Consider the following 26,801-nt stretch of genomic DNA (forward strand, 5'->3'; position numbering starts at 1 on the left):
GGTGATATATGCATAAAGAAAATATTAACAAGACAGTACTTATGGATGAAGGATGTTATGGCTGTGGAGCATGTGGCAATATATGTCCTGTAGATGCAATAGTCATGGGTTACGATGACGATGGCTATTTGACTCCTGTAGTTGATAATGCTAAATGCATTGAATGTGGTAAGTGTAGGCAAATATGCCCTCATATAAACAATGTACCGATTACAACACATTTTCAATATGACGAGAGTGTTTGTTTTGCAGCATGGGCACCCATGGAAGTACGAATGAAGTGTTCATCAGGAGGAGCAGCTCCTATATTTTCTAATTCTGTGATAGAAAATGGTGGGATAGTATATGGTGCAGTTTGGAATGATGATTTCTCGTGTAGCATTACAGGTGCTTCGCTGTTACCAGAAACAGTAGAACATCGCTATTCTAAATACTTGCAAAGTAATACAGAGTTAACATTTCGTGAAGTTAAGAGACAGTTAGAAACAGGAAGACAAGTGGTTTATTTTGGTATGCCTTGTCAAATTGCGGGTTTGAATAGTTTTCTAGGAGAATTGCACGATGTAGATAATTTGATTACAGTTGATCTTATTTGCTCTCATGCGCCATCTGCGTTCTATTTTAAAAGATACATTTCTGAAAACTATCCAGCTTTAAAAAAAGTTATATTTAGACCCAAAAGGGATTTGGGATGGACATGTGATGGACATGCGATGTATATGTCTGATGGAGAAAGATTTTTATGTACACAATCTTCTGATCCGTATCAGGCTGCATACCATGGTTTTATAATGCGGAGACAGCTTTGTGAGGACTGCCCGTTTGCATATTTTCCAAGGCAAGGAGATATAACCATTGGAGATTTTTGGGGTATTGGATATGAGGATTCTTCATGGGATGATCACAATGGTACAAGTTTAATAATCGCAAACTCCCATAAAGGACTTGATTTTGTAGGAAAGATCAAAGAAAGGTTTGAAAGAATTGAAGAAGTTCCAATTCAATGGTCGAGAAATAAAGGAAACAGAATTGGCAATGATTGCCGGAAAGGACACAAAAATGCTAGATACTTCACAAGATTATTAAAGAAAAAATCTTTTAGTAATGCAGTATATGATGCGCTGCAAGATAAGCATGATATAGGTCTTATTTGTTATTCGAATCGTAATTATGGAAATAATTTAACAAATTATGCGTTGTATCGGTATTTAAATGATGTTGGATATTCTGTTCTGGTGATTAATACGCCAAAGGATTCTTTTTTTAATCAGGATATATATTTTGGTGATGGGTTCATTGAAAACCCATACTATAAGGAAGACCTGGCTGAGCGAATGTGTAACGCGGAATATGTTGAGTACAATAATCATTGTAATATCTTCTGTGTAGGATCTGATCAATTGTTCCGTGAAAATTTTGTTGAAGGAATGGATTTTGTATCTTTACTAAAATTTGTTTATTCCTATAAGTTTAAATTTTCATATGGAACTAGTTTTGGTAATGCAAAATATGCCAAATGTGATTCGCTGAAAAAAAAGATAGCACATTTATTATCAAGATTTCAAGCGGTTTCAGTGAGAGAACAAGCCGGCGTAGATATTATGCGCAAAGAATTTGGAGTTAATAAACCTATACATGTAGTTGATCCCGTATTTCTCATTGATCCTATAGTGTTTCATAACATGGCAGATATTGGAAAGGAACATTGTATAGGGACTGATAAATATGTTGGGGCATATTTCTTGGACCCTAATGATATCAAAGAGAAGATATTAAAAAAAGTCTTAGATGAAAACGGATTAGAGGATAGAGTTATTCTTGATCGAGAGACATATGCATACAAAGACTATGTTGGAAAAATGCATGTTGTGGATGATCCTAAAGTGGAAGAATGGTTGGCGCTGATACGCGATTCACATTTGTTTCTGACTGACTCATTTCATGGAGTTTGCTTTGCAATAATCTTTCAAAAAGATTTCTATGTCTTATTTGAGAGAAATAATTGGCGTGGAATAGAAAGAATAGCAGAATTCCTTGATGAATTAGGATTATCTAACAGATTGATAGTTTTGGATGATAGCTCGACTCTTACATATACCAGCATTAATTATAGGGAAGTTAAAGAGCATTTAGAAAAAAAAGTAGCTGAAAGTAAGGAATGGCTAAATGGAATTCTGGAAACATCGAGAAGTTATAAGGGGACATCTGATGATTATGATATTTTGTTTGATGACTATTCAGATAACAAAAAGCAAAATACAGAATTAAGGGATCAATTGTACAGACTAAAAGCGGATCTATATCTGATGAGGAATTATAGAAATAATATACAAGGGGAAATAGTGCCTACAATGAAAAGTAAAATCATAGCTTTCGGGATAGGAAACTGTCTTAAACGAAATATTGAAACTGTCTTAAAGACTTGCAATATATCATATTTAGCGGATAACAATCCGGAAAAATGGGGTAAAAAGTATTATGGTATCAAATGCATATCACCATCGCAAATAGCAGGATTTGGAGATGCATTTGTACTTATATGTATTGATGATGTTGGAACGGCATTTAGTATTGTTAGACAACTTAACAGTATGGGAGTTTATGCGGTAGATCATATTAGTAATTATTTGAGCGAAGTAACAATTGGGTATAACTGCTAAACGTTCACTTGTAAAGATACAGTATATGAGGGGAAATAAGCGGATGCTATTTCCTGATAACGGCACCGGTATTTAATAAATACTTTGAACATGAATACTTTATTACGAATCAGGTTGTAATTGACTTGTACGATGACAATTTTACAACAGAGAAACTACTCCGGCAATTAAGATCACCGATGAATAGCTGTAAATACCGTCATCTTCCAATTTATGAAAAGTGGAAGAGAATTGGTAAAACATCAGTTTTGTCAGACTGAATAGTTGGGGAGAATAATGATGAATAACATTAAAATACGAGAAAGACTTAATACATCAATTACCTCAGGCAATAAAGTAATAATTCTAGATTATGATAGTTTGGATATTATACACCTTCTATGCAAAGTATTAGTCTCAAAGAATATTTCTAATGTGGAGATCTGGCAGTCAATAGAAGAGAAACCTAATAGCGAACTATCAAAATTCATTTCAAGAGAGATCGTTAATAAAGCCATATATATATACCGTATGTATGATTTTTCTGACAAAGTATTTGTTATTTCGGATTCAGATCAGTACGGAACTATGTTCAATTACGTGAAAACTGGAATTCTGACTAAACAGGAAATGATTGATGCTCTGTTATACAAAATCTGAAGAATACAGAGGATTAGAAGATGGAAAAGAGACTCTATGATGAGATGGTAGAAAATGTCAAAAAAGTGAATTCAGAGATAAATTTGTCTGAGAAGAGGATTTTCCTCTTTGGACATTGTAATGCAACATTGGAGTTGATAGATCTTCTAGAATCTATGGATTTAATGACGAAGGGTATTCTTGATAATAGTGATGTAAAGCAGGGGCAGGAATATAAGGGAGCGGTCGTAATATATCCAAGACAGATTGGTGATCTTGCAGGAGAAGATTCAGTAGTTTTAATTACATCCCGTTTTTATGCGGCCATGCTTCAGCAACTGCGTGAACTTGGGTACGAAGGTCCGGTGCGTAAAGTAATAGACTATAACACTTATGCGGAGTATTCGCTTTCCGTTGATACTATGTCAAGGATGAAAGCAAGGGAAAGACATGGTGCAGAATTACTTGAAGAGCTATCAAAGAAGTATAATCAACATTTTAAGGTATTCTGTCCATTCAATGCTCTTGGAGACATTTATTTTATGATCTCATATTGGCCGGCATATGCAAAGAAGAGAAGTCTTGAGCGGGTTGTTTTCTGCGTTCCGAATCCAGTGTTGGCGGATGTAATCCATATGTTCGGAGATTATCCTGTCGAAACATATGAACAAAAGGAACTGGATGCGATGATTCAGTCTGTAATTTATACGCAGGATGAGAATTGTTTTATTGCGCACCAGGACAGACCATATGTGGTCAATCTTTCTAAAGCACTATATATTAAGCGGATTCCTCTGGAAAAGATTTATTGCTGCGGTGTTTATGGTCTTCCTGTAGGTACAGTTCCAGATAAACCTAATTCCAATTTGCATATATATAAGGATATCGCTTCCATTCCGGATGGCAGGGCTGTTATTCTTTCACCTTATGCAAAGTCTGTGACGGCTATTGATCCTAAGGTGTGGGAAGAAGCTGTGAATTATTATACCGGAGCAGGATATAAGTGCTACACCAATGTGATAGGAGATGAGAAACCATTGGATGGCACAGATGCGATATCTCCATCTTTACTTGAAATAAGATCTGTAGTTGAAAGAGCGGGTACATTTGTCGGGATTAGGAGTGGACTCTGTGATATCCTGCGTGAAGCAAAAGCCAAGAAGATAGCATTGTATCCGGATTATAACTACTGTGATACCAAGTGGAAATCTATAGAGATGTATAACATAGAAAAGTTTGACTATAACCTGTTGGCGACGGAGGCGATCGAGTGGGCGAAGCTATAACATTATCAACATTGCCTAAGACATGGATTTTTGATCTGGATGGAACACTACTTAAGCATAATGGCTATAAAATAGATGGTCATGACACTTTGCTTGATGGTGTTAAGGAATACCTCGGCGGCATTCCTGATCATGATTATATTTTGTTATTAACTTCAAGGACAGAAGAATTCAAAGATATGACCATTTCTTTTCTACAAGATAATGGCATACGGTATGATCAGATTCTGTTTAACATTCCAATGGGAGAGCGGATTGTGATAAATGACAGGAAACCATCAGGGATTGATATGGCATTTGCGGTGAATTCGGATAGGGATATGCCTGTTTTTCCTGTGATCAATAGAGAACTATAAGTTTATGGGCAGATTTCATGTGGGAACAGGATACGCAAGTTATAGCTTAAAGTGTATGAGGGATTAGGATTTGGCACGAACAGGTGAAAACATATACAAAAGAAAAGACGGTCGCTACGAGGCTCGTTACATAGCAGAACGTGACGCAAACGGCAAGGCAATCTATAAGTCTGTCTACGGCTATAGCAAGGCGGAAGTACGTGAGAAGGCTGAAGCTGCGCTGGTAGAAATATATGGAGAGAAGTCACCTATAGCAGGTAAGACATTTAAACAGGTGGCGGAGGATTATCTTGCTGAAGCCAAAGGTACAATCGCTTCTACGACTTATGACAGATATCTGGATGCACTGGAGCGAGACGTATATCCGGAGTATGCAAGCACACCTATGGTGGATGTTACGGAATCTGAAATGAATCGGTTTATTAGGGTGGCACCAGATCTTGCAGAAAAGCGTGGCAGATTGCTGACCAACAGCGGACTGCTTGTAGTTAAAGCAGTAATGAGCAATGTCATCAATTATGCCAATGCTGCTTCGGGTATTGAGAAAGCTGAAATTGTGATGGACAGGACTGCCTATGAGGAGCTGACAACGGCAGAACTGGAGATGATCTGCCTGAAGGCGAAGCATAACCACTGTCCGGAGATGTTGGCGGCGCTTCTGTCCATTTTCTGCGGGATGCGGACAGGAGAACTGTGTGCCCTGAATAGCGATGATGTGGACGGGGTGCGGAATGAGATATATATCCATGAGACAGCTCATAGGGTTCGGAATCCGAAGAAGGATGAAAATGAGGAGAAGAAGACGGTTATTATCATCGAAGAGATCCCAAGAAAGAAACAGATCCGAAGGGTAAGCTATCCGGCGATATTGAATGATTATATTGATGAGTTTCGGCTAAATGGCAGGCCTTTGATCCGAAACAAGGATGATGAGCAGGCGGATCCCCGGACTTTGGAAAACTGGTTGACAAGAATCATGAGCGTGTTCCGGATTGAGAATATTAATTTTGAACGTTTGCGGAAGACATATATGAATTTCAAGGCAGATGAGCAGGTACTGAACAATATCTTCCGTGGGATTCATCCTGATGCACCTTATGACGGTCATATGGATGTGAAGTGGCTGACGGATGAGTTGACCAGGGATCTGGCACCACTTCGAATGTTGGTCGGTGTCTCTGTGGAGGAGGCTGCAGAGATGCTTGGAGTATCCACCGGACTGTACAGGCAGTTGGAAAACGGAAGCAGAGAACCGTCATGGGATCAGTATATGACTCTGCTCTTTATGTACCACTACAATATGAGAACAACGGATATCGTGAATACACTGGGACTATATCCTGATGCTCTGAAGGAAAAGATTAAGATAGGTGATGTATAGATGACAGCAGATGCTTTAGACGGATTAAAGTCATTGGACAGAGAGGCGTTGATGGAGAAAATGGCAGAGGAACTGCCGGATATTCGGAGGCAGCTTAATGTGACACAGGAAGCTTTGGCTGAAAAGACCGGTGTAGACGTTGCAAAGATTAAGGCTGCGGAAAATGGGAAACGCAGCTTTAAGTGGAGCGAGTTTATGTCAATCCTTTTTGTGATTTGGAATAATGATATCGGAAAGGGAATACTGGACAGCAAAGGGCTGTTTCCGGATGAATTGAAAAAAGCTCTGTCCGTGAACCGGAATGCACATGCTCCAATGACCGAGAGTATGAAGTATGGTTTTTGATGACCTTGGCGCGGACTGGGTTCTGTGTCGTTTTTCTCGGGATGATGGGGTAGCTACTAACTACGATGTCAGGCGGTTAATGGAATGAATGAGTATGTATAGGACACCAAAAGTATCAGTAATAATAGCCACACATAATAATGTGAAGACTATCGGAAATTGTATAGACAGTCTCTTTAGCCGGACATTTACAGATATAGAGGCTATTGTAGTGGATGTGAATTCCACGGACGGCACAAAGGATCTTCTTATGGAAATGGCAGCAGAAGATGATCACATTATATTTCTTGCAGACAGTATGGGGAGCATCGGTCACGCAAAGAATATTGGAATGGATCATGCCCGTGCACCATACATTATATTTGCTGACCCGGAAGGATATTTTCGCCAGAATGCTATAGAGTTTTTATGCATTCATCTTGACGAAGCACCTCATGCAGATATGTTTACATGTGCGACAAACTGTTTTGGTACGGATTCTTATGGAAGAACAGCGGAAGACAGAGGAAAGACAATCGGAGAGGCAAATGTCAGGGATAGCAGAAAACAGGAAATGGACAGCCGGCTTTTTAGAAGCTGGATGTTTGACAACATAACAATCTACAGATCTTCATATCTGAGAGATACAGGGATACGTTTTTATGAGAGACCAGGATATGGAAGTCAGGATAGTGCGTTTCGCTTTCTTTCAATGGCGATAGGTATTCCGTCTATATCAGTGGATGCCATATTCAATAAAGAGGTGGATATTCCTACAGAGCGTATTGCGGATCCCAGAGTAGTTACAGATGTACGCGATGAATTCAGATTTTTAAAAGAAAAGCTGCAGGAGGATCAAAAACTCTGGTGGAGAATGAGGCTAATATATTGGCAGGCATATTATGACAGGACTATGCAGCTTTATGAGCTTATATCTGATGATATCAGACCAAGCCTTTCCAATAAGATACGAAATGATATAGAGGAAGCTATCAATAAAAAAGAATATAGCATGGATCATTTCGATATCAGCGTGAGAGATGAGATGGAACTGCTCATGAAATCTACAGAAGAGTTTGACAGGTATCAAGCTGAAAAGATTGCAAGGCGTGAAAGTGCGAGAGATGCAGAAATCGGCAGGGATAATCGGTTAACGGAAATAATAAGTTCGGAGGAAGAGGACGAGATCGAGCGATTATCCAGGGAGAGTGCAAAAAAGAGCAGAGAACGGATAAAGAAAAACCGACTGGATCGTATTTGGCTGATGGATGAGATGGCAAGAGATATGGCTTCGCTGCGAATGCTCATGAGAGTTTCGGCAGAGGAGATGGGAAATATTATCGGAATCTCAGGAAATGCATATAAGAGTATTGAGGCAGGAAAGCGTGAACTTAGTTGGGATCAGTATCTGGCACTTTTGTTTGTGTTCCTCTATAACGAGAGAACTGCGCCAGTGGTAGATGTGCTAGGTCTTTACCCAGAACAATTAGAAGAGAGAATTAAGAAAGGTATCAATATTAACTATGGCTGATGCAATAATGGAGGAATTGAATAAGTTAGACCGCGATACGCTTATGGGCCAGCTTGCTTTGGATCTTCCATGGATCAGTGGAGAGATGGGGTACAAAATCGGAATTATTGCAGAAAGGTCAGGCTTGGACTATGATCGTTTGAAGCTGATAGTTGCCGGTAATCGCAAGATGAAATGGAGTGAGTATCTGAGTATTCTTTTTGTCCTTTGGGAGGATGAAAAAGGACGGGAGTTTGTCGAAAAAAGAGGCTATTTCCCTGATGCACTGAAAAACGCAATGGCTATCAATCGCAATGATCACGGACAGATGAATGAAAATATATGATGTAAAATGGCATTGCTGATAGAAAGACTTTGATCAACAATGCCACGGTGCTTTCATTATCGGTTTGGTTTTCTGTCGTTTTTCTGCTCATTGGAGACTTTTGATATGGGGGTATTATCTCTTGAATGTCCGTACTCGACATATTGATCCACATTGGACAGTTTCTGTTGAAGGGATTTAGCTTCCTTTTCTGAGTTTTTGAACTTATTCTCCAGAGCGGTTTTTTGTTTTTGCATAGCTTCGAAGTCTGCTCGGATTTCAGCAGTATCGACAGACTTAGGATCCAGTCCCATTTTTCGAAGCATACGCTCAGCTCCGTCATATAGGATGAGCTGGGTTTCGTGCATCCGAAGGTATCTGTCCGGATCCTTGGATTTCTTATATTTTTCCTGAAATGTTTTATTGTCTCTGTACTGTTCTGCATACAGGAGCAGTTCGGAGACTTTTTTCATTTGATGCTCCAGCTCGACAAGCTCGGTACGGGCAGACTTTGCCTCGCTTGTCTTTATATCAATCTGTTTCTGAAGCTCAGAAAGATTATCTGCGGCGGCATAGCTGGCAGCGGCAGTCTTGAGGTTTTTGACGGATGCCCAGTGTTGCAGACCGGGGCTGTTCTTGAATTTATCTCCGGATGTGTCAATGAGTGTTCTGCTTGCACTGGTTTTGGTGACGATATCTTTCTTTGGTATCTTGATCCGTGATTTTTGTTTAGGAGCTTCTGTGGTGTTTGGCTCTTGTACTGTTTCTTCTTTGTTCTGCCATTTCTCCGGGTTTTCAATCCTGTCTTTGATTTCTTCTTTTGTATATCCTGCTCCAAAATTTCGGAAGCTGCCACGCACAGGTCGCTCTTGCCCTGGGGCAGTGAACTTTATGTATTTTGAGTGAGGATCACCGATTTTTTCACCGGTAACTGTATAGCCTTTTTCTTTGATTAGGCGCAAAAAGTCCTCATAGGATTTGGCGATTTTAATGCATTCGTCGATATCTTCCCGAAGTCGTTTTTTCCATGAAAGGTTTTCCTGCTCTGCCTTCCACTCTACATATTTTTTTCCTTTTCTGCTGTTTGGAATGATGACGGATAGATTGTGTTCTTTACATAATTCATCACTAAGCTGGCGAATATGATAGTAGATTTTCTTGCAGGCATTATATTTTTTATGATCTATGTTGTCGGCGGCGCAGAAAATAATGTGATTATGTGGATGACCTTTGTCAGTGTGGGTTGCCACCACATAGGAATATTTCCCGCCGAGCAGTTTGTCTGCAAGTTCGATCCCGATACGATGAGCCTCCTCATGAGAAACTTCGCCTTTTGCAAAAGACTGGATCAGATGATAAGCCTGATTTTTGTCGGATTGCTTTGTTCGGGAAAGAGCATAGTCAAAGTCATGTTTGGCTGTTTCGGGACTACAGCCAAATGAATCAACGAGCAGTTGCTGCTCGGTCTTATCCGGGTTGCAAATATAAGCTACAGCTTTTGTAACGGTACTTTTGATAGCATGGATTCGTGTGTATGCCATATCTTATCCATCAGCTCCTTTATCTCATTTAGATCTTCTTCGTAAGCGTTCCCTGTTTTCATAATCCGCTCTCTGATCATGTTTATGTTTCTGCCGAGGGCGGCTACCTGGTAGCTGTATTCCTTCAGCCCGTTATAGTCGATGTCATAGACATAACCATATAGGATCAGGTGACGGATATACTCGGATTTGTTCCTCATGTGAGAGGTTTTGACCTTTTCATCAAGCACATATTGCTCATTGTCGCTGAGGAATACTTTTAGCTCATTGGTGCGGTCTCGCTTGCCACTCATATATACCACTTCCTTTCAATATTGCCGTTTCCGGCGTGTGTGTTTTTGAAACAAAACTGTTCATATTGCTGTAGGAGAATTTGAAGCGGTTTTGCATTAACGGGGGTCAGGGGGCGTAGCCCCTTGCAAGCTCCATTTGCTGCTATTTTGCCGATTGGGAAAATGGTCAGTAAATGTGGATGTGTGGGCACACATCCAATGCTTGGTATTCTTCTTGCAAATCGTTTGCGATTTGCGGGTTCAGACTGCCCATAGGCAGGCGGCTTTGAACCCATAACGCCGTATCCGGCGATTGTTCTTATGCTTTTGTACTGTGGGGAAACCAATGAAAAAATAAAAAACTGCCACAGTACCAGCGTATGGGTAACACCAGTAATCGTAGCAGTATAGATGTCTTTTGAAATTGAGGCTATGTTAACAGAATTCAGTGATACGGTCAATGTATAACTGAGTATTTATAGAGAAATTTTCGAAACCATGATATTTTTATTTTCAATATGATATAATTTGAAGTCAAGCAAATTAACAAAAATCGAGGTAGTATACATATGAGTGATATGATCCATAGAGATTCGGAATATAACGAGTGGATTAAGAGCATCAGCATCCAGTTTAAGAAAAGTCAGATTAAAGCAGCCGCTAAAGTTAATGCTGAAATGCTGAGATTTTATTGGCTCCTTGGTAGGGATATCAATGAAAAGGAATTGAGCAATGCCTATGGATCAGGGTTTTATCAAAAACTCAGTACTGACCTTCAACGTGAAATTCCGGATGTGAAGTCATTTTCCGTGACCAACCTTCACTACATGAAGTGGTTTTTCGATTTATATCCCCATGCCGGAAATTTACCTCAAGTTGGGGTAGATTCTTTCGAACTTCAAAATTTACCCCAAGTTGGGGTAGATTTCGAACGGATGGTTTTCAATATTCCTTGGGGACACAATAAACTTATAATTGACAAGTGTAAAGGAAAAACAGAAAAAGCACTATTCTTTGTGAGAGAGACTTTAAAGAATAATTGGTCCCGAGCAGTTTTGATGAATTTTCTTGGAACTGATCTTTATGATAGGCAGGGAAAGGCAATCACCAATTTTGATAAAGTCCTGCCCTCAGTACAGAGCGATTTAGCTCAGGAAATGACAAAGGATCCTTACAATTTTGATTTCCTTACTATCAGAAAGAATTACGATGAAAAGGAGTTGAAAGATGCTCTGATGCAGAATGTCCAGTCTCTTTTGATGGAACTGGGCAGAGGCTTTGCTTTTGTTGGAAGAGAGTATAGGCTTGTAGTTGGAAAAACAGAGCAGTTCATCGACATGCTTTTTTATAATATCCCAAACCATTGTTATGTTGTAGTTGAGGTAAAGGTTAGGGATTTTGAACCGGGTGATATGGGGCAGCTTGGCACATATATTGGAGCGGTTGATGGTATTTTGAAAGGTGAAGGAGATAACCAAACAGTAGGATTGCTTATATGCCGAACCAAAGATAATGTACTGGCTCAGTATGCGGTAAATATGATTAATGCTCCGATTGGAATATCCGAATATGAACTTAGCCATGTTATGCCGGAAGAGTTTAAAGGGTCAATGCCTACGATCGAAGAGATCGAAAATGAATTGAAAAATCGTTGATTAAAGAGTTCTTAACAAATCTTAGATAAGGTACATTTGAGCCTTACGCTGTTTCGCCATGAATCTGCGTAAGGTTTTTCTTTGTTCAGATGAGAATATCCATATAGTCCCTGACACGGTTCTCAATATTAAAGATTTTAGCATATTTTATAAGAGCAGTTTTATCTGTAGTGCTGTCTGCGAAATATTCGCGAAGAGCATGAAGATAGAGCTGTTTTTCTATTTTATCTTTTCTCCTTATCAGGTCTATGATGCATCTTTCCCTGTCGTATAGTTTTACGGTATTACCGCTTGGCGTCTGTGTCTCGGTTATTCCGATCTCCCATTTGTCGGGTTTAATATAATGTATGCGTATATCCTTATGATCCTTTTTTATCCTTGAAGCATTAAAACCCTGTGGAACAGTAATCTCATATGAATGTGGAATCCGATCAGACATATCCCAAAGGTAAAGAGCTGTTCCGTAGGAATAAACCAATTTGGGATTGTTTGCCTGTATGACCTGGAGTTCATCGGGGAATTCATCTGCATAATAATATATTCCACGGCTTTCTTTAACAAGAATCCCCTCATCTATGAAGGTGGGTATCAGCACACGGCTGATACCTTCTTTTTCTATCTGTGAGGTGGTTATCATGCCACCGTTCTGCTTTGCCAGTTTTTTTATTCTTTCAATTCTTTGCTCTCGGATTTTAGACATCTATAAGCACCTCGTCGAAACGTATATACTTTGATTATATAAATATAAAGTGGATATGTAAAGCTGATTAAAAATATTGATTATTTTAAAAATTTTAATATTTTTACCCACATTTCGACGAAAAAAGAACTTCTCTGTTAATGGAGGGCGGAATCAGGAGCCAGTCGTAGAAAGGAAAGACTATGAGTGGCTATGAATTCGATCCAGGTGATAAAAAAGGGAGTTTAAGGGACAGATTCGACTTTTATTGCAAGGAGGTTATCTATCATGCGGCGCATAACTTAGTGTATAAGCAGACACAATACCTTATCCACCAGTTCACTAATGATGAGACGGATTTGGAAGAAATGCTGCATGAGGATGACCATGTAAATATATTTGGGATAAAACTGTCCGTCAGGGGGAAGGAGGTCTTTGTTCGTGATGAAGAACTGGCAAAGATGCTGATGAAGCTTCAAGCGAGGAAGAGAGAAATACTTCTCATGAATTATATGCTGGATATGACCCTTGAAGAGATTGCGGAGGAGTTGGGACTTAAGTATGAGACAGTAAAATCAACGAAGTCCAAAGCAATCAGAGAAATTAGGAAAGGAGCGGTCAGAAAAAATGAAAAAGCGTAAATATACTCCGCCGGAAGCAGACCTGATCAGGGAAGCCATAGCCGGTGACATTGATGCGTTATTTCACATGAGAGAGCATTATGAAAAACTTATGCGGTACAAACTGAATAAGGAAATCATGGTTATGGTCGAGAAATACGAACTTGATCCCGAATGGTTTGGTTTCGACGATCTTTTAGGAGATATGGGCATTATATTTGATAATGCTGTAATGAGTTTTAGGGAATAATCATTTTTTATAACGATAACTCCTGATTCCTGTCGCCTTCATTTTAATTTGTCATTCTCATAAGGTACATAAGCTAAAAAGCGGTGTAGCAGCTGCAGGTGTCACTTATGTATCTTTCGGACTGACAAGTCCGGCATAGGAATTGCCACCATAGGGGTGGTGTTGATCTTTGAAAAATGAATATGGTTATACTTTGCAGAACAACCGGAGCGTTGAGCCAAACAGTAAGTACGCCATGATGCAGTCCGAAATATAAGGAAGAAAAACGGATTTCTTATAGGACAGCGGAGCGTCGTCTATGTTGCTGAAAATGGGATTGGGGATCCTATGGCGATGATGCGTTCCTTAGTTAAAGTTACTTCCCCGAAGAGTGGGGGCTGTCGAAGCTGGTGGAATTCCAATGTGATCTGTACCCAGGATCACTGCAAAGTATTTTTTTAAGAAAAGGTTTGTCGGTCAATAAAAGCGCATTTGCGAAAGAGAATTTGAGTTTTAGGGGATAAGTGCGCCTTTATTGGCTGATTAGCCATGAAATAATATAGCGAGAGGAGCATAAGCCTATGGCAAAACGAAAAGACGTCGAGGAGCTTGTTAAATGCGAGTTCCATGACACGGTATTCTATGTGTCAAATGAGGTTCTTGCTGAGGTCCTTCTGAAAATGCCGTTTAAGGGGAGAAACTATTATCGGTATCCGGAAGCGGCAGAACTGTATGGAATCAGCGAGGGTAAGATGAAATTACTATCCAAGGAAGCTGATGCAACGAGAAAACCGGACGGGGTGGCACTTGTTAATATCCATGTAATGGATCAGTTTATCGAGGACTGTCATTAGATCATACGGCTGTTAGGAAAGATTTATATTGATTCGGACAAGTAGGGACAATATAATGAGCTTGACCGTAGCAAACAATGATTTTGCAAAATCTCTTTCCTAATCGGCCTATGAACGGAGGATGAGAAAATGGCAGGTAATGGAATTGATGAACTGGTCAGATGCGAGTTCAATAATGAGGTGTTTTATATCTCAAATGAGGTCTTATCAGAGGTACTTTTAAGGATGCATTTCCGCGGAAGACATTTGTTCAGGTATAAAGAGGCTGCCGCTTTGTACGGTATCAGCGAAGGCAAAATGAAGATTCTGGCAAAAAAAGCTGATGCAGTAAGAAAGACGGATGGTGTTGCGCTTGTTGATATTCGTGTCATGGATCAGTATATCGACGATATGGTATAAGAGATTTTGCGTGGCAGAAAGTCCTTGACATTGTGACGGACAGAAATTATAATGGTACATAGCTGAAAGGAGGTGCGCTGATTTGGCAAAGATGGGCAGGCCGAAAATCGAAAAGCCGAAGGCTAACAAGATTTCGATCCGTTTCACGGACGAAGAGTACGAACAGCTGAAGAAGCGTGCAGACCAAAGCGGACAGACCATAACAGAGATCATACGTCAGGGTGTAAGGATAGCTATTGGCGCCAAGGCGTAATTTTGCAAAATGCTCTTTCCTATCTCGATCAGAAAGGAAAGAAGAATGGCAAAAGCAAGAAAAGACTCAAAAGGGAGGGTATTGCATAAGGGAGAGAGTTACGAGAAGGACAGGAATCTCTACCGCTATACATATACCGATCAGTTTGGGAATCGGAAGAGTATTTATTCCAAGGATTTGCATGAACTGAGAGATAGGGAAAAGCGGATAGAGAAGGATAAGCTGGACGGACTTGATATATATGCCCAGGGTCATGCTGATGTAAACTTTGTCTTTGATCGTTATATCTCGACTAAGACCGGACTTCGTGGAACCACGATGTCGAATTATGTATATACCTACGACCGCTATGTAAGAAATGGCTTCGGCAAGAAGAAAGTGGGGGATGTTAAGTTCTCCGATGTATTGCTCTTTTACAACGCTTTGATAGGAAGAGGATTAAGCGTAAACACGGTGGATTCGGTCCATTCGGTGCTTCATCCGACATTTCAGCTCGCAGTCCGTGACGATATCATCCGACATAATCCAACGGACGGAGTAATGGCAGAGCTTAAGAAGAAGCTTGGTAAGACAGAGATGCGACATGCATTGACGTTTGAGGAAGAGCAGGCCTTTCTTGAGTTTATTGAGCAGCCGGAGTATGTAAGGTGGAAGCCCCTGTTCGTAGTAATGTTTGGTACAGGGTGCAGAGTTGGAGAAATCATTGGTCTCAGATGGAAGGACGTTGATTTTGATAAGAATGAGATCAGCGTAAACCACAGTATTTCATACTATCCGAGATCTGATAACTCGTTCAAGTGTGAGTTTGAGGTTTCTGAACCGAAGACTGAGGCAGGTATAAGAACGATACCTATGCTGGGCAAGGTGCAGGATGCACTGAAACTTGAAAAAGAGAATCAGAAAAAGTACGGCTATAAAAATGTAGTCGAGCTTGGAGGCATGAGTGGTTTTATCTTCTGTAACCGCTTTGGAAATCTGCACAACCCTGCAGGAATCAACAAAGCCATTAAGAGAATTGTTGATGATCATAATTGCAGGGAGGAAGTTAAAGCGGCAAAAGAGCATAGAGATCCGTTGATGATTCCACGCTTCAGCTGCCACATTACAAGGCACACGTTTTGTTCGAGGCTTTGCGAGAATGAAACAAATGTAAAAGTAATACAGTCCGTTATGGGGCATAAGGACATCCAGACAACCCTGGATATCTATGCCGAAGTATCGGAAAAGAAGAAGCAGGATGAATTTAAGAAGTTAAACGATAACGATGTGATTTAGGAAGAGTCCTTGATGGATGATTCCGGTACAGAGGTATCGTAAACCATAAAGCTCTTAAAAATCTTCCGATTAACACATCAGTAACACAAATTTACATACGGATCATTGTAAATCAGTGCGAATCGGAAAAAATGAGGGATTACAAATACCGATTATTGCAGGTTATTGCGAATTATGAGGTAGCGTCAAATATTCCCCACGCTGAAGAGTAATAACTGATACATGGATTCATTGAACATCAAAGAAAACCATAGCGATACAATATAATCCAATCAGTACACGGGAGTACAACGAACCTGTTGGACATCCATGGACTTCTATGAGCGTGTATGGATTTTTACCTTAAAATTTCAGTGTCCTCTATGGATTGTAAAAGTGTTGTCATGAATGGTAGATTTACGACCATTTATGAATGTTTCATGGAATCAACCGGTTCACGCAATATCTTGACAATTTAAATTGGTTAATATTTAGCCAGGTATTTTCTAGCAATAGAGAATACCTGGCTTTTTTAATTTCCAAGGCTTCTTAGTAACGATGCGTCTCTTTATGGATTACAGGAGGAAGCAAATGAAAAAGAACAACTCACCGCCGGTGAACCTTGACCAGTATTTAAAAGGAAGCGGTCACAGGTTCTGCAGTTATTTTGAAGGTGCAAGGAAATATACTCTTCCATATGGGACCTTCCGCTTACTGGCAATCAAAGCCGGTGCAACATTCAAGCTGAGAAAGACAGCTCTTGTAGATCTGGACAAGCTTGATGCTTATATAGAAGCCAATTGTTTATATGATGAAATAACCGAAGGAGAAACAGATATGCCAAGAGGAAGAAAAAAGATAGAAGACATAGATGAACTTATAAAGAGCGGTCAGAAGAAATATGTACGGTATGCAGAAGGAGCAGAACTTTATTCCATGGGAAGACATACCTTTGAAAAACTGGCAAAGGATGCAAATGCAGTAAGAAGAGTTAAGGGCATCATCCTTGTGAATATCGAAAAGGTAAATGCTTTTATAGAGTCATTTGATGAAGAGGGGGGAATGTAAAATGTGTAAGGTGATTTCTGTAGCTAATCAGAAAGGCGGTGTCGGAAAAACCGTTACCTGTGTGAATTTAGGGGTAGGCCTTGCCAGGGAAGGCTATAAAGTCTTGATGATCGACGCAGATCCCCAAGGTTCGCTTACCATCAGTCTCGGTTGTGATGAACCGGACAGGCTTGAGTATTCTCTTGCTACTGCCATGATAAATATTATAAAAGATGAGGACATTGATGTCACCTATGGGCTTATACATCATAAAGAAGGCGTAGACATACTTCCGGGAAATATTGAGTTATCCAGTCTGGAGATCACTCTTACCGGCGTGATCAGTAGAGAGACTATTTTGAAATCATACGTTAACAAGGCAAGAGAACTATACGACTATATCATCATTGACTGTATGCCTTCATTAGGGATGATGACCATCAACGCTTTGGCATGCGCTGATTCAGTTCTGATTCCGGTACAGGCTGCCTATCTTCCGGTTAAAGGTCTTCAGCAACTGATAAAGACCATTGGACGTGTAAAGAAGCAGCTAAACCCTCATTTGGAAATTGAGGGAATACTGATAACTATGGTCGATAACAGGACAAACTATGCAAAAGACATAGCACAACAGGTCTATGATGTTTATTCCTCCAGCATCAATGTTTTTCACATTGAAATACCTTTATCAGTCAGAGCTGCAGAAATAAGTGCATCTGGAAGCAGTCTATATGTTTATGATCCTAAGGGGAAGGCAGCATTTGCATACAGTGCACTGATTCAGGAGGTAATAAGCCATGCCATGTAGAGTTGGAAAAAAGGTAAAGCTGGCTAGTGTAGATGAACTGCTGGGCGTACCAAGTGTTGAAGGTACTGTAGATCTTGATGTGATGACAATATATCCCTTTGAGAATCATCCTTTCAGAGTGGTGGATGATGAAGACATGGATGAGCTCGTTGATAGCATCAAAGAAAATGGTGTTTTGACTCCGGTTCTGGTCAGACCGGATGATGAAGGCACCTATGAAATGATTTCAGGTCACAGAAGACTACATGCTGCAAAAAGAGCCGGACTCAGAAAGATACCGGCAATTATCAAAGAAATGACCAATGATGATGCAACTATCGCAATGGTAGATGCCAATATGCAGCGGGAAGAGATACTTCCCAGTGAAAGGGCATTTTCTTTGAAAATGAAAATGGATGCAATGAATCATAGGGGAAGCCGCTCAGATTTAACTTTGTCTACTAAAGAGACAAAGTTGCATTCAGCAGAAGCAGTTGGAGAAACTGTGGGGTTAAAGCGTGCCCAGGTTCATAGGTACATCAGACTGGTTTATCTGATACCAAAGCTTCTCGATATGGTTGATGCAGGGAGACTTGCTATAAATGTAGCTCAGGAAATTTCTTATCTTAACAATAACTACCAGCAATGGATCTACGAGTATATCTATGAGAATGGAATGATAAAACAGGAACAGCTCATGGCCTTAAGACAATACAGGGAGGATGATTCCCTGACGCAAGAACAGCTTATTGACATACTTATAGAGAGCAGAGCAACACCACAGGTCAGGAAACATATCACATTTTCAGAGAGGAAACTAAATAAGTACTTCCCGGCTTACTACTCACAGACAGAGATTGAGAAGATCATGACAGAACTACTGGAACAATGGAAGAAATCACAAAAAGGTGGGGATCAATGATATGATGGATTATTTTTATGGAAATCAGATAAAACAGTTCACATCAATAGAAATACCGAAGGAGCTTCTTACTGGAAACAGGTTTTCAATGCTTTCTCCTTCTTCAAAGATGCTGTATGCGATTATGCTGGACAGAATGAAGCAGGCTTCAGGGAATAAATGGATAGATGAAGAAAGGCGGATTTACAATCCTGTATCCATTAAGTCTGATTCAGAAAGATATCAGGTTTTCAAGGCATACCATAATCGCATGTTTGGCAGAGCTGGAAGATATCGGACTCATATCAAGGATACAGATCAAAGGAAAGGCCAGCAGGATATATGTCAAAAATTTCAATGAGCAGAGAGTCCTGAGGAGTGTCGGGTAGTGCAGAAACTGCACCACCTAAGCTCATAGAGAAGTATGAAAGCTCATTGGAGGGAGGGAAACAGATTGAACGATAAAATCATTTTCGACTATTTTACGGATCAGGAAGCTGATATCCTCACATTTTATAGAATTCCCAAGTTGCTTTTCACCAATGATTTTTTCAAAGAATTATGTGTAGAATCCAAGGTTTTATATGGTCTTATGCTAGACAGGATGTCCTTATCTATAAAAAACAAGTGGTTTGATTCCGAGAATCGGGCATATATCTACTTTTCACAGCAGGATGCCATGGAAATGCTCAACTGTAAGGAAAACAAGGCCGGAAACATGTTTAAAGAGCTGGAAGCTATCGGTCTGATAGAAAGAAAAAGGCAGGGGCAGGGAAAACCTGCAATAATCTACCTGAAGAATTTCGTTCAGGCAGAGAAGACTCAGACATGGGAAAAATCAATGTCTAATGAAACTATGACTGTTTCAGACATGGGAAAAACCAATGTCAAGACCTTTTAAAAACCAATGTCAAGAGATGGGAAAAATCAAAGTCCAGACATGGGTAAAACCAATGCTAATTATAATAATACAAATAACAATAATATAAACATATCTAATCAGCTCTTATCGGATGATAAGGATATGAATGAAGAGTATGCGGTATATGCCAGGAAGATCAGAGAGAATGTTGAACTGGAGGCATTGAAAGAGAGTTATCCTCATGACACAGATATAATTGACGGTATGTATGACTTAATCCTTGAGATAGTACTTTGCAGAGGAAAGTCCGTATGGATTTCAAAAAACGAATATCCGGCGGAGCTTGTTAAATCAAAGTTCCTGAAACTTAACTATGGTCATCTGGAATATGTGATGGAGTGCCTTAAGAACAATACGACAAAGATAAGGAACATAAAATCCTATATACTTTCAACACTTTTCAATGCACCTGCAACCATGGGAAGTTATTACAGAGCTGAAGTGAATTATTACATGTATGGAAGGTATGAAGAAATCAGAAAAGCTAATTGACACTGTTGCACAACACTCATATAATTAAATCATAGATGGTTGTATAACACTCATAGGAGGGATGATATGCCAAGAATCAATTTATCTGTCAGTCAGGAACTTTATGACAGGCTGAAGCAGGAAGCAGATAGCAGGTATTTAAGTGTGAATTCTCTGGTGGTCAGTGAGCTGGAGAAAACATTTATGACTGAACACAGCTTTGATTACAGCATTGCCATGGAGTCTTTAAAAAATGAATCAGAGCAGATGGATGTAGAGTTTACACTTTCAGATCTTCCAACATTTAAAAATGTAGACAAGATCATCATCGAGAAAAATATCAAAGAATCACCAGCTTCTATCAGGGCACGTCTTGGAAAGATATATAACGAGGCAGTACGTAACGGACAGATTGCCGGTGTGGACAGAGCAATTATAGAAAAGAACGGATCTCAGGAGTATAAATTCATATCCAGAGCGGCAGTTTATGTAAACAAATTAAGTAAACATAAAGGAGGTTTGAAATGAAGTATGAAAGTCAAAAGTGGCTTGATTATGCCGATAGTATACCAATCACTGATAACGACGGAAAAAAAGCTTTTGAACTTGTCCGTGAGTCAAAAGGATTGTTTCTGTATGTAAAGTGTTCGGATAACAGGCACAAAAAACAATATCGGAAGATCTGCATGAGCGATGCTTTATATCAGATGTTTATTAATATGACAGACGCAGAACGTAAAATTTATCTTCAAGCCTGCATGCGGGCAAGTTAATAATTTAATACCGAGCTTTGTTCCGTTACTAAACGAGGACGCGATGCCGGAGTTGATTCTTTCACGGGTAGTGGAGGAATGGACTCCGGCTTTTTATATATCTGGACTTTTTAAGGAGGTGAGGCCTATTGTAACCGGAGAGACAACTTACCAGGACTTAATCGGAATGTTTGGATCGGATTACGAAATGCCGCCAGAAGCGGATTTTACAAAAGGAGATGAGTACGAATATCGTTGTTCATACTTTCCGAAATGTCCGACTGGTGCCAAATGCTTTGTAGTATCGACACCGGAACCACTGCAGGAAAAGGATGTACTGAACGTATCCTGCCGTCTTATGGGTAAAAAAATACCTGTTTATGCAGGTAAGGCAATAAGAAGAGTAAAAAAATAAAATAACCGAGTCACTCGTAAAGCCACTTAGATGCGCATTACAGGACTCAGAGCCACGAGGAATATAGCTCGTGCTTTGATTTCTGGGATGTGATCTAAGTGGCTTTTTTTATCCGCCGTAACTGATCACTCCGGCGGCGGTCGGGCAACGACCTTAACTGCCTTCGATGTGAAGCTCTGCTCCAAAGTACACGGGGCACTACGCGAAAGCGTGCTGCTTCAGGGTGGATCATCGGACATTAAAAAACAGTCAAGTGAAGCAGCTGACCATAGCCGAAACGGAGGTTTCAGTTATGGCAGCACAGAACGAAGATTCTAAGAACAATGTAGTAAAGACTGTTCGTACCAGTGAGTACGACGGAAACCGTGGTTCCTACATGGATGCTGATGGCAACTATGTTTATACCACATGGGAAAAGAGAGGTAAGAAGTGGGTTGAAGTGCCGGTGTGCACCATTCCTCTTGGAGAAAACGGAGAGAATGCAGAATGGATCATTATGCTTGACCATGCTGATCACGAAGTGGATCTTCAGAATCGCTATCAGGATGAAAATGCGGATTATGAATTTTCCAACCGTGTGAACAACAAAAAGGCCGGGGAAGATGAGGATATGTCTGATACGGATGCCTGGGCAATGATCGCAGATCCGAAAGCAGATATTTTTGAAACTTTGTTTCCAGAGGAAGAGGAAGTTAAACCTGAAATTCAGCAGTTAGAGGATTTTATGAAGCTGCTGACAGAGGATCAGATCAACCTGATCTACGAACATTTCGGTGCCAGAAAGACATTGAAGCAGATCTGTGACGAAGGGAATGCTGCAAACGGCACCGATAAGTCTCCCCAATCTGTCGGGAATCGAAAGAAAAAGATTCTGGATCGCCTGAAGAAGCTTTTTGAAAAGGCGGAGCAGTAAGGAGCAGGGACGGCAGGGGGTTGTTTATTTCGGCTTGTAGTAGAGGAAGAAACAACCTCCGGGCTTAGTCCCGTACATGACAGATTGGAGGAATGATGATGAAACACAAAGTATGTATCAGCATAGCTGAGAAAAACGGCACTAAGACAGAACTCCTGAAAGGCAGAAGGCTTATGCTTACGGTGAGGTTGCTGAAATTATTATTTGGCGATTTCTGCGAGGTATTTGTTCTGACTCCGGGAGAGACTGTTTCCAGCGTGGAGATTAAAGAACTGCGAAAGGGAGGTGCCGGGTATGACGCTTGATGAAGTAAAGTTGCTGATGCCGATAAAGGCTAATCCTTACGAGCATCAGGTCAAGGCGTTTGGTTTTGTATGCGGATTATTCGGTATCTTCAATGCACCGTTCTACAGCAGGGGAGCCGCACTTTTGATGGAGATTGGGTGCGGAAAAACTATCACAGCTATCGAGATCACTGGATGCCTTTATCAATTTGAAAAAGTAAGCAGCGTTTTGATTGTGGCACCTTTAAGTATTCTCGGAGTCTGGGAAGAAGAGTTTGAACATTTTTCGGCATTCCCGTTTTCACTTATAGTTCTTAAGGGAAGTATGGCTAAGAAGCGGGAGCAGTTGGAAGAAATATCGGACAAGGGGCTTCAGATCGTGGTAGTAAATTATGAATCGGCATGGAGGCTTGAAAAAGAACTTAAAAACTTTGATGCAGATCTGATCATCGCAGACGAAGGACACAAGATCAAATCTGCCCAGACGGCAGCAGGTAAATGTATGCACGCCTTGGGAGACAGGGCGAGGTACAAACTGCTTTTGACCGGAACCTTGATTACTAATAAGGAAATTGATGTTTTTTCACAGTATCGCTTTATAAACAGCAAAATATTTGGCACAAGCTTTTATGCGTTCAGAAATCGATATTTTGACATGCTTGGATATGGCAACCATACGCCGGTGTTCCGCAAATATCTGAGAGAAGATTTCCTGAAAAAGATGCATTCCGTGGTATACAGAGTAACAAAGGCAGAATGTCTTGATCTTCCGGATATTACCGAAGAAGTGAGAACCGTTGAGTTAGAACCCAGGGCTATGAAGCTATATACGAATCTGGAAAAAGAATCCTATACCCAGATGGCAGGTTCTGAAGTAAGCGCGGTAAATGTTTTAACAAGATTGCTTCGATTATCTCAGATTACCGGCGGACACCTGACTGATGACGAAGGCGATGACAATGCCGTTAGTACGGCAAAATTGGATGCGCTTTCGGATATTCTGGATGCCGCTATGGATGAGGGGAAAAAACTTGTGGTTATGGCAAGGTTCATTCCGGAATTAAACGATATACAGGAATTGTTGGAGAAAAAGGGCATAGGCTATTCATTGATCAGAGGTGGCGTAAAAGATCGTGCTGAAGAGATACGCCGATTTCAGGAAGATGAGGATTGCAAGGTGTTTGTAGGACAGATAGCGGCGGCAGGATTAGGGATTACTTTGACAGCTGCTTCGACAATGGTGTTCTACAGCCTGGATTATTCCATGTCTAATTTCGAGCAGGCGAAAGCCCGCATCCATAGAGTATCTCAGAAAGAGAACTGTCTGTATATCTATCTGGTTGCGAAGAATACGGTAGACCGTAAGGTGCTCAGATCTCTTCGAGAGAAACGAGATCTGGCAAAGCTTTTGGTTGATGATTACAGGAAAGGCAAGAATCCGTTTAAGGATTGAAATGCGCTGCTATGAGCCGGAAAAGACAGGGGGTTGTTTTTTTCGGATTGTAGTAGAAGGAGGTGAAAAGCACCATGACAAATCAGGAAATATTTGAATTGGCTGACAAACTCAAAGCAGCCAAAAACCGCAAGAAGGAGCTTGATGCTCAGGTCAAAGAGGTGACCGCAGAGATTGATGAGCTTGACCTTGCATTATCCGATGCTATGGCAGAGGCAGAGCTGGATCGGTTCAGCAGGAATGGAAATACATTCTACTTAAACACAAGGCTTTTTGCTTCATCGGCAGCAGGTCGCAAGGATGAGCTGATGCAGGCCTTAAAAGATCAGGGTTACGGCTCCATTGTAGTAGAAACCGTGAATGCGAACACACTGGCATCCTTTGTAAAGGAACAGATGGCAGAGCACGGTGAAGAACTTCCGGACTGGCTTTCCGAGGTGGTAAGTACCTATGAGAAGGTTTCCGTGGGAGTACGCAAAGGTTAATAGACAGGGAGGATCGGAAAAATGTCAGAAGAAAAAAAGAACAAAGCTACAGAAGTGGCAGTTACAAGTGGTTTTGCAGCTCTTGCAAATGCAGGGGTGCTGAATGATGCGACAGAGGATCTTGCAGGGCTTGATCTTACTTTCGACAGGATAAAGATTCCTGCCGGTGGGTCAACGGCTTTCGAGATCCCGGACGGTGACAGTGAAGAAGTGAATATGGTTAAGGAGATTGTTGGAGTGATCTTACTTCATCATCCTGCCTACGCTTATTACAAGGAAAAGTATACAGGTGGATTGAATCCGCCTGACTGTGGTTCCTTTGACGGCGTGAACGGTACAGGTAATCCTGGCGGTGCTTGTGCTACCTGTCCTTTGAACCAGTTCGGTTCCGGGGATGGTCAGAGCAAAGCTTGTAAGAACCGCCGCATGATCTATGTGCTGATGGAGGGTGAGCTTTTCCCGATGGTACTTTCACTTCCTACGGGATCGCTGAAGGAATTTACCAAGTATCTGAAGAGACAGCTTTCCAAGGGGCGTAAGCTTAATCAGAAGCTGGTACGGGATAAGATGATCGCAAGCGAGACCAAGATGAATCAGATCAACGATGCGGAACATCAGTGGAGACTGCTTGTTCGTAAGGAAATCAGGGAGCTTAATTCCAATCCCTATATCCTGAATCTGAAAAACGGTCTTTACAATGTTTTGGAAGATACGCTTACAGAGCATACGGCAGAGTATTATTCTACGATACAGCTGAATGTAAGCTATGATCCGGGAGCTGATTGTCCGAGGTTCAAGCAGTTTTTGGAAGAATCGATGGGCGGCGATATGGGTCAGGTCAAGCTGATACAGGAAATGCTGGGATACTTTCTTATTCCGGTAAATCTGGCTCAGAAGTGCTTTGTTATTTTTGGTGCAGGTGGCGGGGCAAGTCAAAATTGCTCATGGTACTGAATGAGCTGCTTTTGGGGAAGGAAAATGTGTCCAATGTATCCTGGCAGGCGTTAAATGAACGTTTTAAGACAGCAGAGCTTTTCGGAAAGCTGGCAAATATCTTTGCGGATCTTCCGACGAAGAATATTGATGATAACGACATTTTTAAGGCTCTTGTCGGTGAAGATTACCTGACCGTTGAGAAAAAGAACCGTGATCCGTTCTCGTTTCAGTCAAATGCGAGGCTGCTCTTTTCCTGCAATAGCATTCCTAAGAATTACGGTGACAGGTCGGATGGTTTTTACAGAAGACTGATCATTATCCGTTTTAATCATGCAGTGCCTCAGGAAAAGAAGGATCCGAACCTGCTTGATAAGTTCAGGGTTGAGGCAGATGGTATTTTTCTCTTTGCGCTGGAAGGTTTACGCCGCTTGATGGCTAACCATTATGTTTTTTCAGAGACCGATATCAACAGGGAAGAGCTGCAGCAGTATCGCGAGGAAAGTGACAGCGTGCTGTCCTTTGTCAAGGAAGATTGCGAGCTTGGAGATGGTTACGAGGTCGGTTCAACACAGCTTTACAATGCATACAAGGCTTACTGCGAAGAATGTGGATTGAAGCCCTTTTCACAGAAACAGTTTGTATCACAGATCGTTGCAGCAAATGACGGAGTTACAAGGAGCGTGGATAAAGTTGGCAAAAAGAGGACGCTTGCAGGAATCAAGCTGGGTGAGATCCTGGATTAAAGTTCCATTGAATTTGGTTTTTGACACATTGACACATTTTGACACCAAAATCCTATCTTCCCAATATATGTGCGTGGAAATAATGCCATATTAAGAGATATGCAGGATTTTTGAAAAATGTTCCTTAAAAATGGAAATCAAGTGTCAAATGTGTCAGAAGCCTTGAAAAACAAGGAGACGATTTGACAGATGAAGGAATCGGATATTGTAAGAGCAATTCTGAAGTACTTAAAAACCGTGCCGGGATGTTTTGCTTGGAAAGAGCATGGCGGAATGTACGGTACCGCCGGAATCCCCGATATTATCTGTTGCCTTCATGGCAGATTTTACGGGTTTGAAGTTAAGACCGAGGATGGAGAGCCTACCAAGTTACAGGAGGCTACAATCAGAAAAATCCAAAATGCCGGGGACACTGCCTTGGTGGTGAGGTCCGTGGATGAGGTGCGAGCCGTGATAGACGGTTCCCTGCAATGAAC

At 40.9% G+C, this 26,801-nt stretch carries 32 protein-coding genes and 1 pseudogene; 30 read left to right on the top strand and 3 right to left on the bottom strand.

Annotated elements, in window-relative coordinates; translation table 11 throughout:
* Nucleotides 1–8 precede the first annotated feature (8 nt).
* The 8 genes from G625_RS0100300 to G625_RS0100335 all read left to right on the top strand — a co-directional run bounded on the left by G625_RS0100300 (nt 9) and on the right by G625_RS0100335 (nt 8,481).
* Complete coding sequence (locus tag G625_RS0100300) at nt 9–2,660, top strand: polysaccharide pyruvyl transferase family protein (RefSeq protein ID WP_029199517.1); 2,652 nt, start codon at nt 9–11, stop codon at nt 2,658–2,660.
* 279 nt (nt 2,661–2,939) lie between these two features.
* Complete coding sequence (locus G625_RS0100305) at nt 2,940–3,299, top strand: hypothetical protein (RefSeq protein WP_029199518.1); 360 nt, start codon at nt 2,940–2,942, stop codon at nt 3,297–3,299.
* Nucleotides 3,300–3,319: 20 nt separating this feature from the next.
* A complete protein-coding gene (locus G625_RS0100310; RefSeq protein ID WP_029199519.1) occupies nt 3,320–4,564 on the top strand; it encodes a hypothetical protein in 1,245 nt (414 codons plus the stop codon).
* Nucleotides 4,549–4,920: a hypothetical protein gene (locus tag G625_RS0100315; protein WP_029199520.1), complete on the top strand. Its 372-nt coding sequence runs from the start codon at nt 4,549–4,551 to the stop codon at nt 4,918–4,920. The genes G625_RS0100310 and G625_RS0100315 overlap by 16 nt, the downstream gene beginning before the upstream one ends.
* A 70-nt stretch (nt 4,921–4,990) precedes the next feature.
* A complete protein-coding gene (locus G625_RS0100320) occupies nt 4,991–6,301 on the top strand; it encodes a phage integrase central domain-containing protein (protein ID WP_029199521.1) in 1,311 nt (436 codons plus the stop codon).
* Entirely contained in the window at nt 6,302–6,646 is a 345-nt protein-coding gene (locus G625_RS0100325) for a helix-turn-helix domain-containing protein (protein WP_029199522.1), read from the top strand.
* A gap of 94 nt (nt 6,647–6,740) precedes the next feature.
* On the top strand, nt 6,741–8,156 hold the full coding sequence (locus G625_RS0100330) for a glycosyltransferase family 2 protein (RefSeq protein ID WP_207637311.1): 1,416 nt from the start codon (nt 6,741–6,743) through the stop codon (nt 8,154–8,156).
* A complete protein-coding gene (locus G625_RS0100335) occupies nt 8,149–8,481 on the top strand; it encodes a hypothetical protein (protein WP_029199524.1) in 333 nt (110 codons plus the stop codon). The genes G625_RS0100330 and G625_RS0100335 overlap by 8 nt, the downstream gene beginning before the upstream one ends.
* 56 nt (nt 8,482–8,537) lie before the next feature.
* On the opposite strand, the gene G625_RS0100340 is transcribed toward G625_RS0100335, so the two are convergent.
* Nucleotides 8,538–10,001, bottom strand: a complete 1,464-nt coding sequence (locus G625_RS0100340; protein WP_029199525.1) for a relaxase/mobilization nuclease domain-containing protein — start codon at nt 9,999–10,001, stop codon at nt 8,538–8,540.
* The gene (locus tag G625_RS0100345; RefSeq protein ID WP_044931024.1) at nt 9,950–10,294 is read right to left on the bottom strand and encodes a plasmid mobilization protein; all 345 of its coding nucleotides are present in this window, start codon (nt 10,292–10,294) and stop codon (nt 9,950–9,952) included. The genes G625_RS0100340 and G625_RS0100345 overlap by 52 nt, the downstream gene beginning before the upstream one ends.
* Nucleotides 10,295–10,842: 548 nt before the next feature.
* Between G625_RS0100345 and G625_RS0100355 the strand changes: the two genes are divergently transcribed.
* A complete protein-coding gene (locus G625_RS0100355) occupies nt 10,843–11,928 on the top strand; it encodes a PDDEXK nuclease domain-containing protein (RefSeq protein WP_029199528.1) in 1,086 nt (361 codons plus the stop codon).
* Nucleotides 11,929–12,013: 85 nt separating this feature from the next.
* On the opposite strand, the gene G625_RS0100360 is transcribed toward G625_RS0100355, so the two are convergent.
* Entirely contained in the window at nt 12,014–12,628 is a 615-nt protein-coding gene (locus G625_RS0100360) for a type IV toxin-antitoxin system AbiEi family antitoxin domain-containing protein (protein ID WP_029199529.1), read from the bottom strand.
* A 182-nt stretch (nt 12,629–12,810) separates the two neighbouring features.
* Here G625_RS0100360 and G625_RS0100365 point away from each other — a divergent pair, with 182 nt between their 5' ends.
* From G625_RS0100365 to G625_RS0100470, 21 genes and pseudogenes are all read left to right on the top strand, one after another.
* The gene (locus G625_RS0100365; protein ID WP_029199530.1) at nt 12,811–13,248 is read left to right on the top strand and encodes a sigma-70 family RNA polymerase sigma factor; all 438 of its coding nucleotides are present in this window, start codon (nt 12,811–12,813) and stop codon (nt 13,246–13,248) included.
* The gene (locus tag G625_RS0100370; RefSeq protein WP_029199531.1) at nt 13,235–13,477 is read left to right on the top strand and encodes a hypothetical protein; all 243 of its coding nucleotides are present in this window, start codon (nt 13,235–13,237) and stop codon (nt 13,475–13,477) included. The genes G625_RS0100365 and G625_RS0100370 overlap by 14 nt, the downstream gene beginning before the upstream one ends.
* A gap of 560 nt (nt 13,478–14,037) precedes the next feature.
* The gene (locus G625_RS17650) at nt 14,038–14,310 is read left to right on the top strand and encodes a DUF6462 family protein (protein ID WP_044931025.1); all 273 of its coding nucleotides are present in this window, start codon (nt 14,038–14,040) and stop codon (nt 14,308–14,310) included.
* Nucleotides 14,311–14,439: 129 nt separating this feature from the next.
* Nucleotides 14,440–14,709 carry a DUF6462 family protein gene (locus G625_RS17655; protein ID WP_044931027.1) on the top strand — a complete coding sequence of 90 codons (270 nt, stop codon included), beginning with the start codon at nt 14,440–14,442 and terminating at the stop codon, nt 14,707–14,709.
* A gap of 91 nt (nt 14,710–14,800) precedes the next feature.
* Nucleotides 14,801–14,962, top strand: coding sequence for a plasmid mobilization protein (locus tag G625_RS17660; protein ID WP_242826567.1), 162 nt, complete (start codon nt 14,801–14,803; stop codon nt 14,960–14,962).
* Nucleotides 14,963–15,007: 45 nt separating this feature from the next.
* Nucleotides 15,008–16,237, top strand: a complete 1,230-nt coding sequence (locus G625_RS0100390) for a site-specific integrase (RefSeq protein ID WP_029199533.1) — start codon at nt 15,008–15,010, stop codon at nt 16,235–16,237.
* A 570-nt stretch (nt 16,238–16,807) separates the two neighbouring features.
* Nucleotides 16,808–17,284 carry a DUF6462 family protein gene (locus tag G625_RS23230; RefSeq protein ID WP_330364920.1) on the top strand — a complete coding sequence of 159 codons (477 nt, stop codon included), beginning with the start codon at nt 16,808–16,810 and terminating at the stop codon, nt 17,282–17,284.
* 1 nt (nt 17,285) lies between these two features.
* Nucleotides 17,286–18,071, top strand: a complete 786-nt coding sequence (locus G625_RS0100405; RefSeq protein ID WP_029199534.1) for a ParA family protein — start codon at nt 17,286–17,288, stop codon at nt 18,069–18,071.
* Nucleotides 18,061–18,972, top strand: coding sequence for a ParB/RepB/Spo0J family partition protein (locus G625_RS0100410; RefSeq protein WP_029199535.1), 912 nt, complete (start codon nt 18,061–18,063; stop codon nt 18,970–18,972). Before G625_RS0100405 ends, G625_RS0100410 begins: the two co-directional genes overlap by 11 nt.
* Before the next feature lies 1 nt (nt 18,973).
* Nucleotides 18,974–19,312, top strand: a complete 339-nt coding sequence (locus G625_RS0100415; RefSeq protein ID WP_029199536.1) for a replication initiator protein A — start codon at nt 18,974–18,976, stop codon at nt 19,310–19,312.
* Nucleotides 19,313–19,405: 93 nt separating this feature from the next.
* A pseudogene (locus tag G625_RS23570) lies at nt 19,406–20,365 on the top strand (DUF6017 domain-containing protein).
* 66 nt (nt 20,366–20,431) lie between these two features.
* Nucleotides 20,432–20,872: a hypothetical protein gene (locus G625_RS0100425; protein WP_029199537.1), complete on the top strand. Its 441-nt coding sequence runs from the start codon at nt 20,432–20,434 to the stop codon at nt 20,870–20,872.
* Nucleotides 20,869–21,117, top strand: coding sequence for a hypothetical protein (locus G625_RS0100430; protein ID WP_029199538.1), 249 nt, complete (start codon nt 20,869–20,871; stop codon nt 21,115–21,117). Before G625_RS0100425 ends, G625_RS0100430 begins: the two co-directional genes overlap by 4 nt.
* A 43-nt stretch (nt 21,118–21,160) precedes the next feature.
* Nucleotides 21,161–21,511 (top strand): hypothetical protein, encoded by a 351-nt coding sequence (locus G625_RS0100435; RefSeq protein WP_029199539.1) that lies wholly within the window; start codon nt 21,161–21,163, stop codon nt 21,509–21,511.
* 292 nt (nt 21,512–21,803) lie between these two features.
* The gene (locus G625_RS0100440) at nt 21,804–22,424 is read left to right on the top strand and encodes a sigma-70 family RNA polymerase sigma factor (protein WP_029199540.1); all 621 of its coding nucleotides are present in this window, start codon (nt 21,804–21,806) and stop codon (nt 22,422–22,424) included.
* A 95-nt stretch (nt 22,425–22,519) separates the two neighbouring features.
* Nucleotides 22,520–22,729, top strand: a complete 210-nt coding sequence (locus G625_RS0100445) for a hypothetical protein (RefSeq protein ID WP_242826560.1) — start codon at nt 22,520–22,522, stop codon at nt 22,727–22,729.
* A complete protein-coding gene (locus G625_RS0100450; RefSeq protein ID WP_029199542.1) occupies nt 22,719–24,161 on the top strand; it encodes a DEAD/DEAH box helicase in 1,443 nt (480 codons plus the stop codon). The genes G625_RS0100445 and G625_RS0100450 overlap by 11 nt, the downstream gene beginning before the upstream one ends.
* A 74-nt stretch (nt 24,162–24,235) precedes the next feature.
* The gene (locus tag G625_RS0100455; RefSeq protein ID WP_029199543.1) at nt 24,236–24,646 is read left to right on the top strand and encodes a gp33 family protein; all 411 of its coding nucleotides are present in this window, start codon (nt 24,236–24,238) and stop codon (nt 24,644–24,646) included.
* Between the two features lie 21 nt (nt 24,647–24,667).
* A complete protein-coding gene (locus G625_RS22650) occupies nt 24,668–25,600 on the top strand; it encodes a hypothetical protein (protein WP_198014785.1) in 933 nt (310 codons plus the stop codon).
* An 11-nt stretch (nt 25,601–25,611) separates the two neighbouring features.
* The gene (locus G625_RS22655; protein WP_198014786.1) at nt 25,612–26,325 is read left to right on the top strand and encodes a DNA primase family protein; all 714 of its coding nucleotides are present in this window, start codon (nt 25,612–25,614) and stop codon (nt 26,323–26,325) included.
* Nucleotides 26,326–26,514: 189 nt separating this feature from the next.
* A complete protein-coding gene (locus G625_RS0100470) occupies nt 26,515–26,799 on the top strand; it encodes a VRR-NUC domain-containing protein (protein WP_029199545.1) in 285 nt (94 codons plus the stop codon).
* Nucleotides 26,800–26,801: the final 2 nt, after the last annotated feature.

The sequence above is a fragment of the Oribacterium sp. NK2B42 genome (assembly GCF_000424445.1).
Lineage (GTDB): Bacteria > Bacillota > Clostridia > Lachnospirales > Lachnospiraceae > Oribacterium.

What these genes read in the sequence shown, in the direction of transcription:
- G625_RS0100300 (WP_029199517.1), top strand. Translation starts at nt 9, where the DNA reads ATGCATAAAGAAAATATTAACAAGACAGTACTTATGGATGAAGGATGT.
- G625_RS0100305 (WP_029199518.1), top strand. Translation starts at nt 2,940, where the DNA reads ATGAATAACATTAAAATACGAGAAAGACTTAATACATCAATTACCTCA.
- G625_RS0100310 (WP_029199519.1), top strand. Translation starts at nt 3,320, where the DNA reads ATGGAAAAGAGACTCTATGATGAGATGGTAGAAAATGTCAAAAAAGTG.
- G625_RS0100325 (WP_029199522.1), top strand. Translation starts at nt 6,302, where the DNA reads ATGACAGCAGATGCTTTAGACGGATTAAAGTCATTGGACAGAGAGGCG.
- G625_RS0100330 (WP_207637311.1), top strand. Translation starts at nt 6,741, where the DNA reads ATGTATAGGACACCAAAAGTATCAGTAATAATAGCCACACATAATAAT.
- G625_RS0100335 (WP_029199524.1), top strand. Translation starts at nt 8,149, where the DNA reads ATGGCTGATGCAATAATGGAGGAATTGAATAAGTTAGACCGCGATACG.
- G625_RS0100340 (WP_029199525.1), bottom strand. Translation starts at nt 10,001, where the DNA reads ATGGCATACACACGAATCCATGCTATCAAAAGTACCGTTACAAAAGCT.
- G625_RS0100345 (WP_044931024.1), bottom strand. Translation starts at nt 10,294, where the DNA reads ATGAGTGGCAAGCGAGACCGCACCAATGAGCTAAAAGTATTCCTCAGC.
- G625_RS0100355 (WP_029199528.1), top strand. Translation starts at nt 10,843, where the DNA reads ATGAGTGATATGATCCATAGAGATTCGGAATATAACGAGTGGATTAAG.
- G625_RS0100360 (WP_029199529.1), bottom strand. Translation starts at nt 12,628, where the DNA reads ATGTCTAAAATCCGAGAGCAAAGAATTGAAAGAATAAAAAAACTGGCA.
- G625_RS0100365 (WP_029199530.1), top strand. Translation starts at nt 12,811, where the DNA reads ATGAGTGGCTATGAATTCGATCCAGGTGATAAAAAAGGGAGTTTAAGG.
- G625_RS0100370 (WP_029199531.1), top strand. Translation starts at nt 13,235, where the DNA reads ATGAAAAAGCGTAAATATACTCCGCCGGAAGCAGACCTGATCAGGGAA.
- G625_RS17650 (WP_044931025.1), top strand. Translation starts at nt 14,038, where the DNA reads ATGGCAAAACGAAAAGACGTCGAGGAGCTTGTTAAATGCGAGTTCCAT.
- G625_RS17655 (WP_044931027.1), top strand. Translation starts at nt 14,440, where the DNA reads ATGGCAGGTAATGGAATTGATGAACTGGTCAGATGCGAGTTCAATAAT.
- G625_RS17660 (WP_242826567.1), top strand. Translation starts at nt 14,801, where the DNA reads ATGGGCAGGCCGAAAATCGAAAAGCCGAAGGCTAACAAGATTTCGATC.
- G625_RS0100390 (WP_029199533.1), top strand. Translation starts at nt 15,008, where the DNA reads ATGGCAAAAGCAAGAAAAGACTCAAAAGGGAGGGTATTGCATAAGGGA.
- G625_RS23230 (WP_330364920.1), top strand. Translation starts at nt 16,808, where the DNA reads ATGAAAAAGAACAACTCACCGCCGGTGAACCTTGACCAGTATTTAAAA.
- G625_RS0100405 (WP_029199534.1), top strand. Translation starts at nt 17,286, where the DNA reads ATGTGTAAGGTGATTTCTGTAGCTAATCAGAAAGGCGGTGTCGGAAAA.
- G625_RS0100410 (WP_029199535.1), top strand. Translation starts at nt 18,061, where the DNA reads ATGCCATGTAGAGTTGGAAAAAAGGTAAAGCTGGCTAGTGTAGATGAA.
- G625_RS0100415 (WP_029199536.1), top strand. Translation starts at nt 18,974, where the DNA reads ATGATGGATTATTTTTATGGAAATCAGATAAAACAGTTCACATCAATA.
- G625_RS0100425 (WP_029199537.1), top strand. Translation starts at nt 20,432, where the DNA reads ATGCCAAGAATCAATTTATCTGTCAGTCAGGAACTTTATGACAGGCTG.
- G625_RS0100430 (WP_029199538.1), top strand. Translation starts at nt 20,869, where the DNA reads ATGAAGTATGAAAGTCAAAAGTGGCTTGATTATGCCGATAGTATACCA.
- G625_RS0100435 (WP_029199539.1), top strand. Translation starts at nt 21,161, where the DNA reads ATGCCGGAGTTGATTCTTTCACGGGTAGTGGAGGAATGGACTCCGGCT.
- G625_RS0100440 (WP_029199540.1), top strand. Translation starts at nt 21,804, where the DNA reads ATGGCAGCACAGAACGAAGATTCTAAGAACAATGTAGTAAAGACTGTT.
- G625_RS0100445 (WP_242826560.1), top strand. Translation starts at nt 22,520, where the DNA reads ATGATGAAACACAAAGTATGTATCAGCATAGCTGAGAAAAACGGCACT.
- G625_RS0100450 (WP_029199542.1), top strand. Translation starts at nt 22,719, where the DNA reads ATGACGCTTGATGAAGTAAAGTTGCTGATGCCGATAAAGGCTAATCCT.
- G625_RS0100455 (WP_029199543.1), top strand. Translation starts at nt 24,236, where the DNA reads ATGACAAATCAGGAAATATTTGAATTGGCTGACAAACTCAAAGCAGCC.
- G625_RS22650 (WP_198014785.1), top strand. Translation starts at nt 24,668, where the DNA reads ATGTCAGAAGAAAAAAAGAACAAAGCTACAGAAGTGGCAGTTACAAGT.
- G625_RS0100470 (WP_029199545.1), top strand. Translation starts at nt 26,515, where the DNA reads ATGAAGGAATCGGATATTGTAAGAGCAATTCTGAAGTACTTAAAAACC.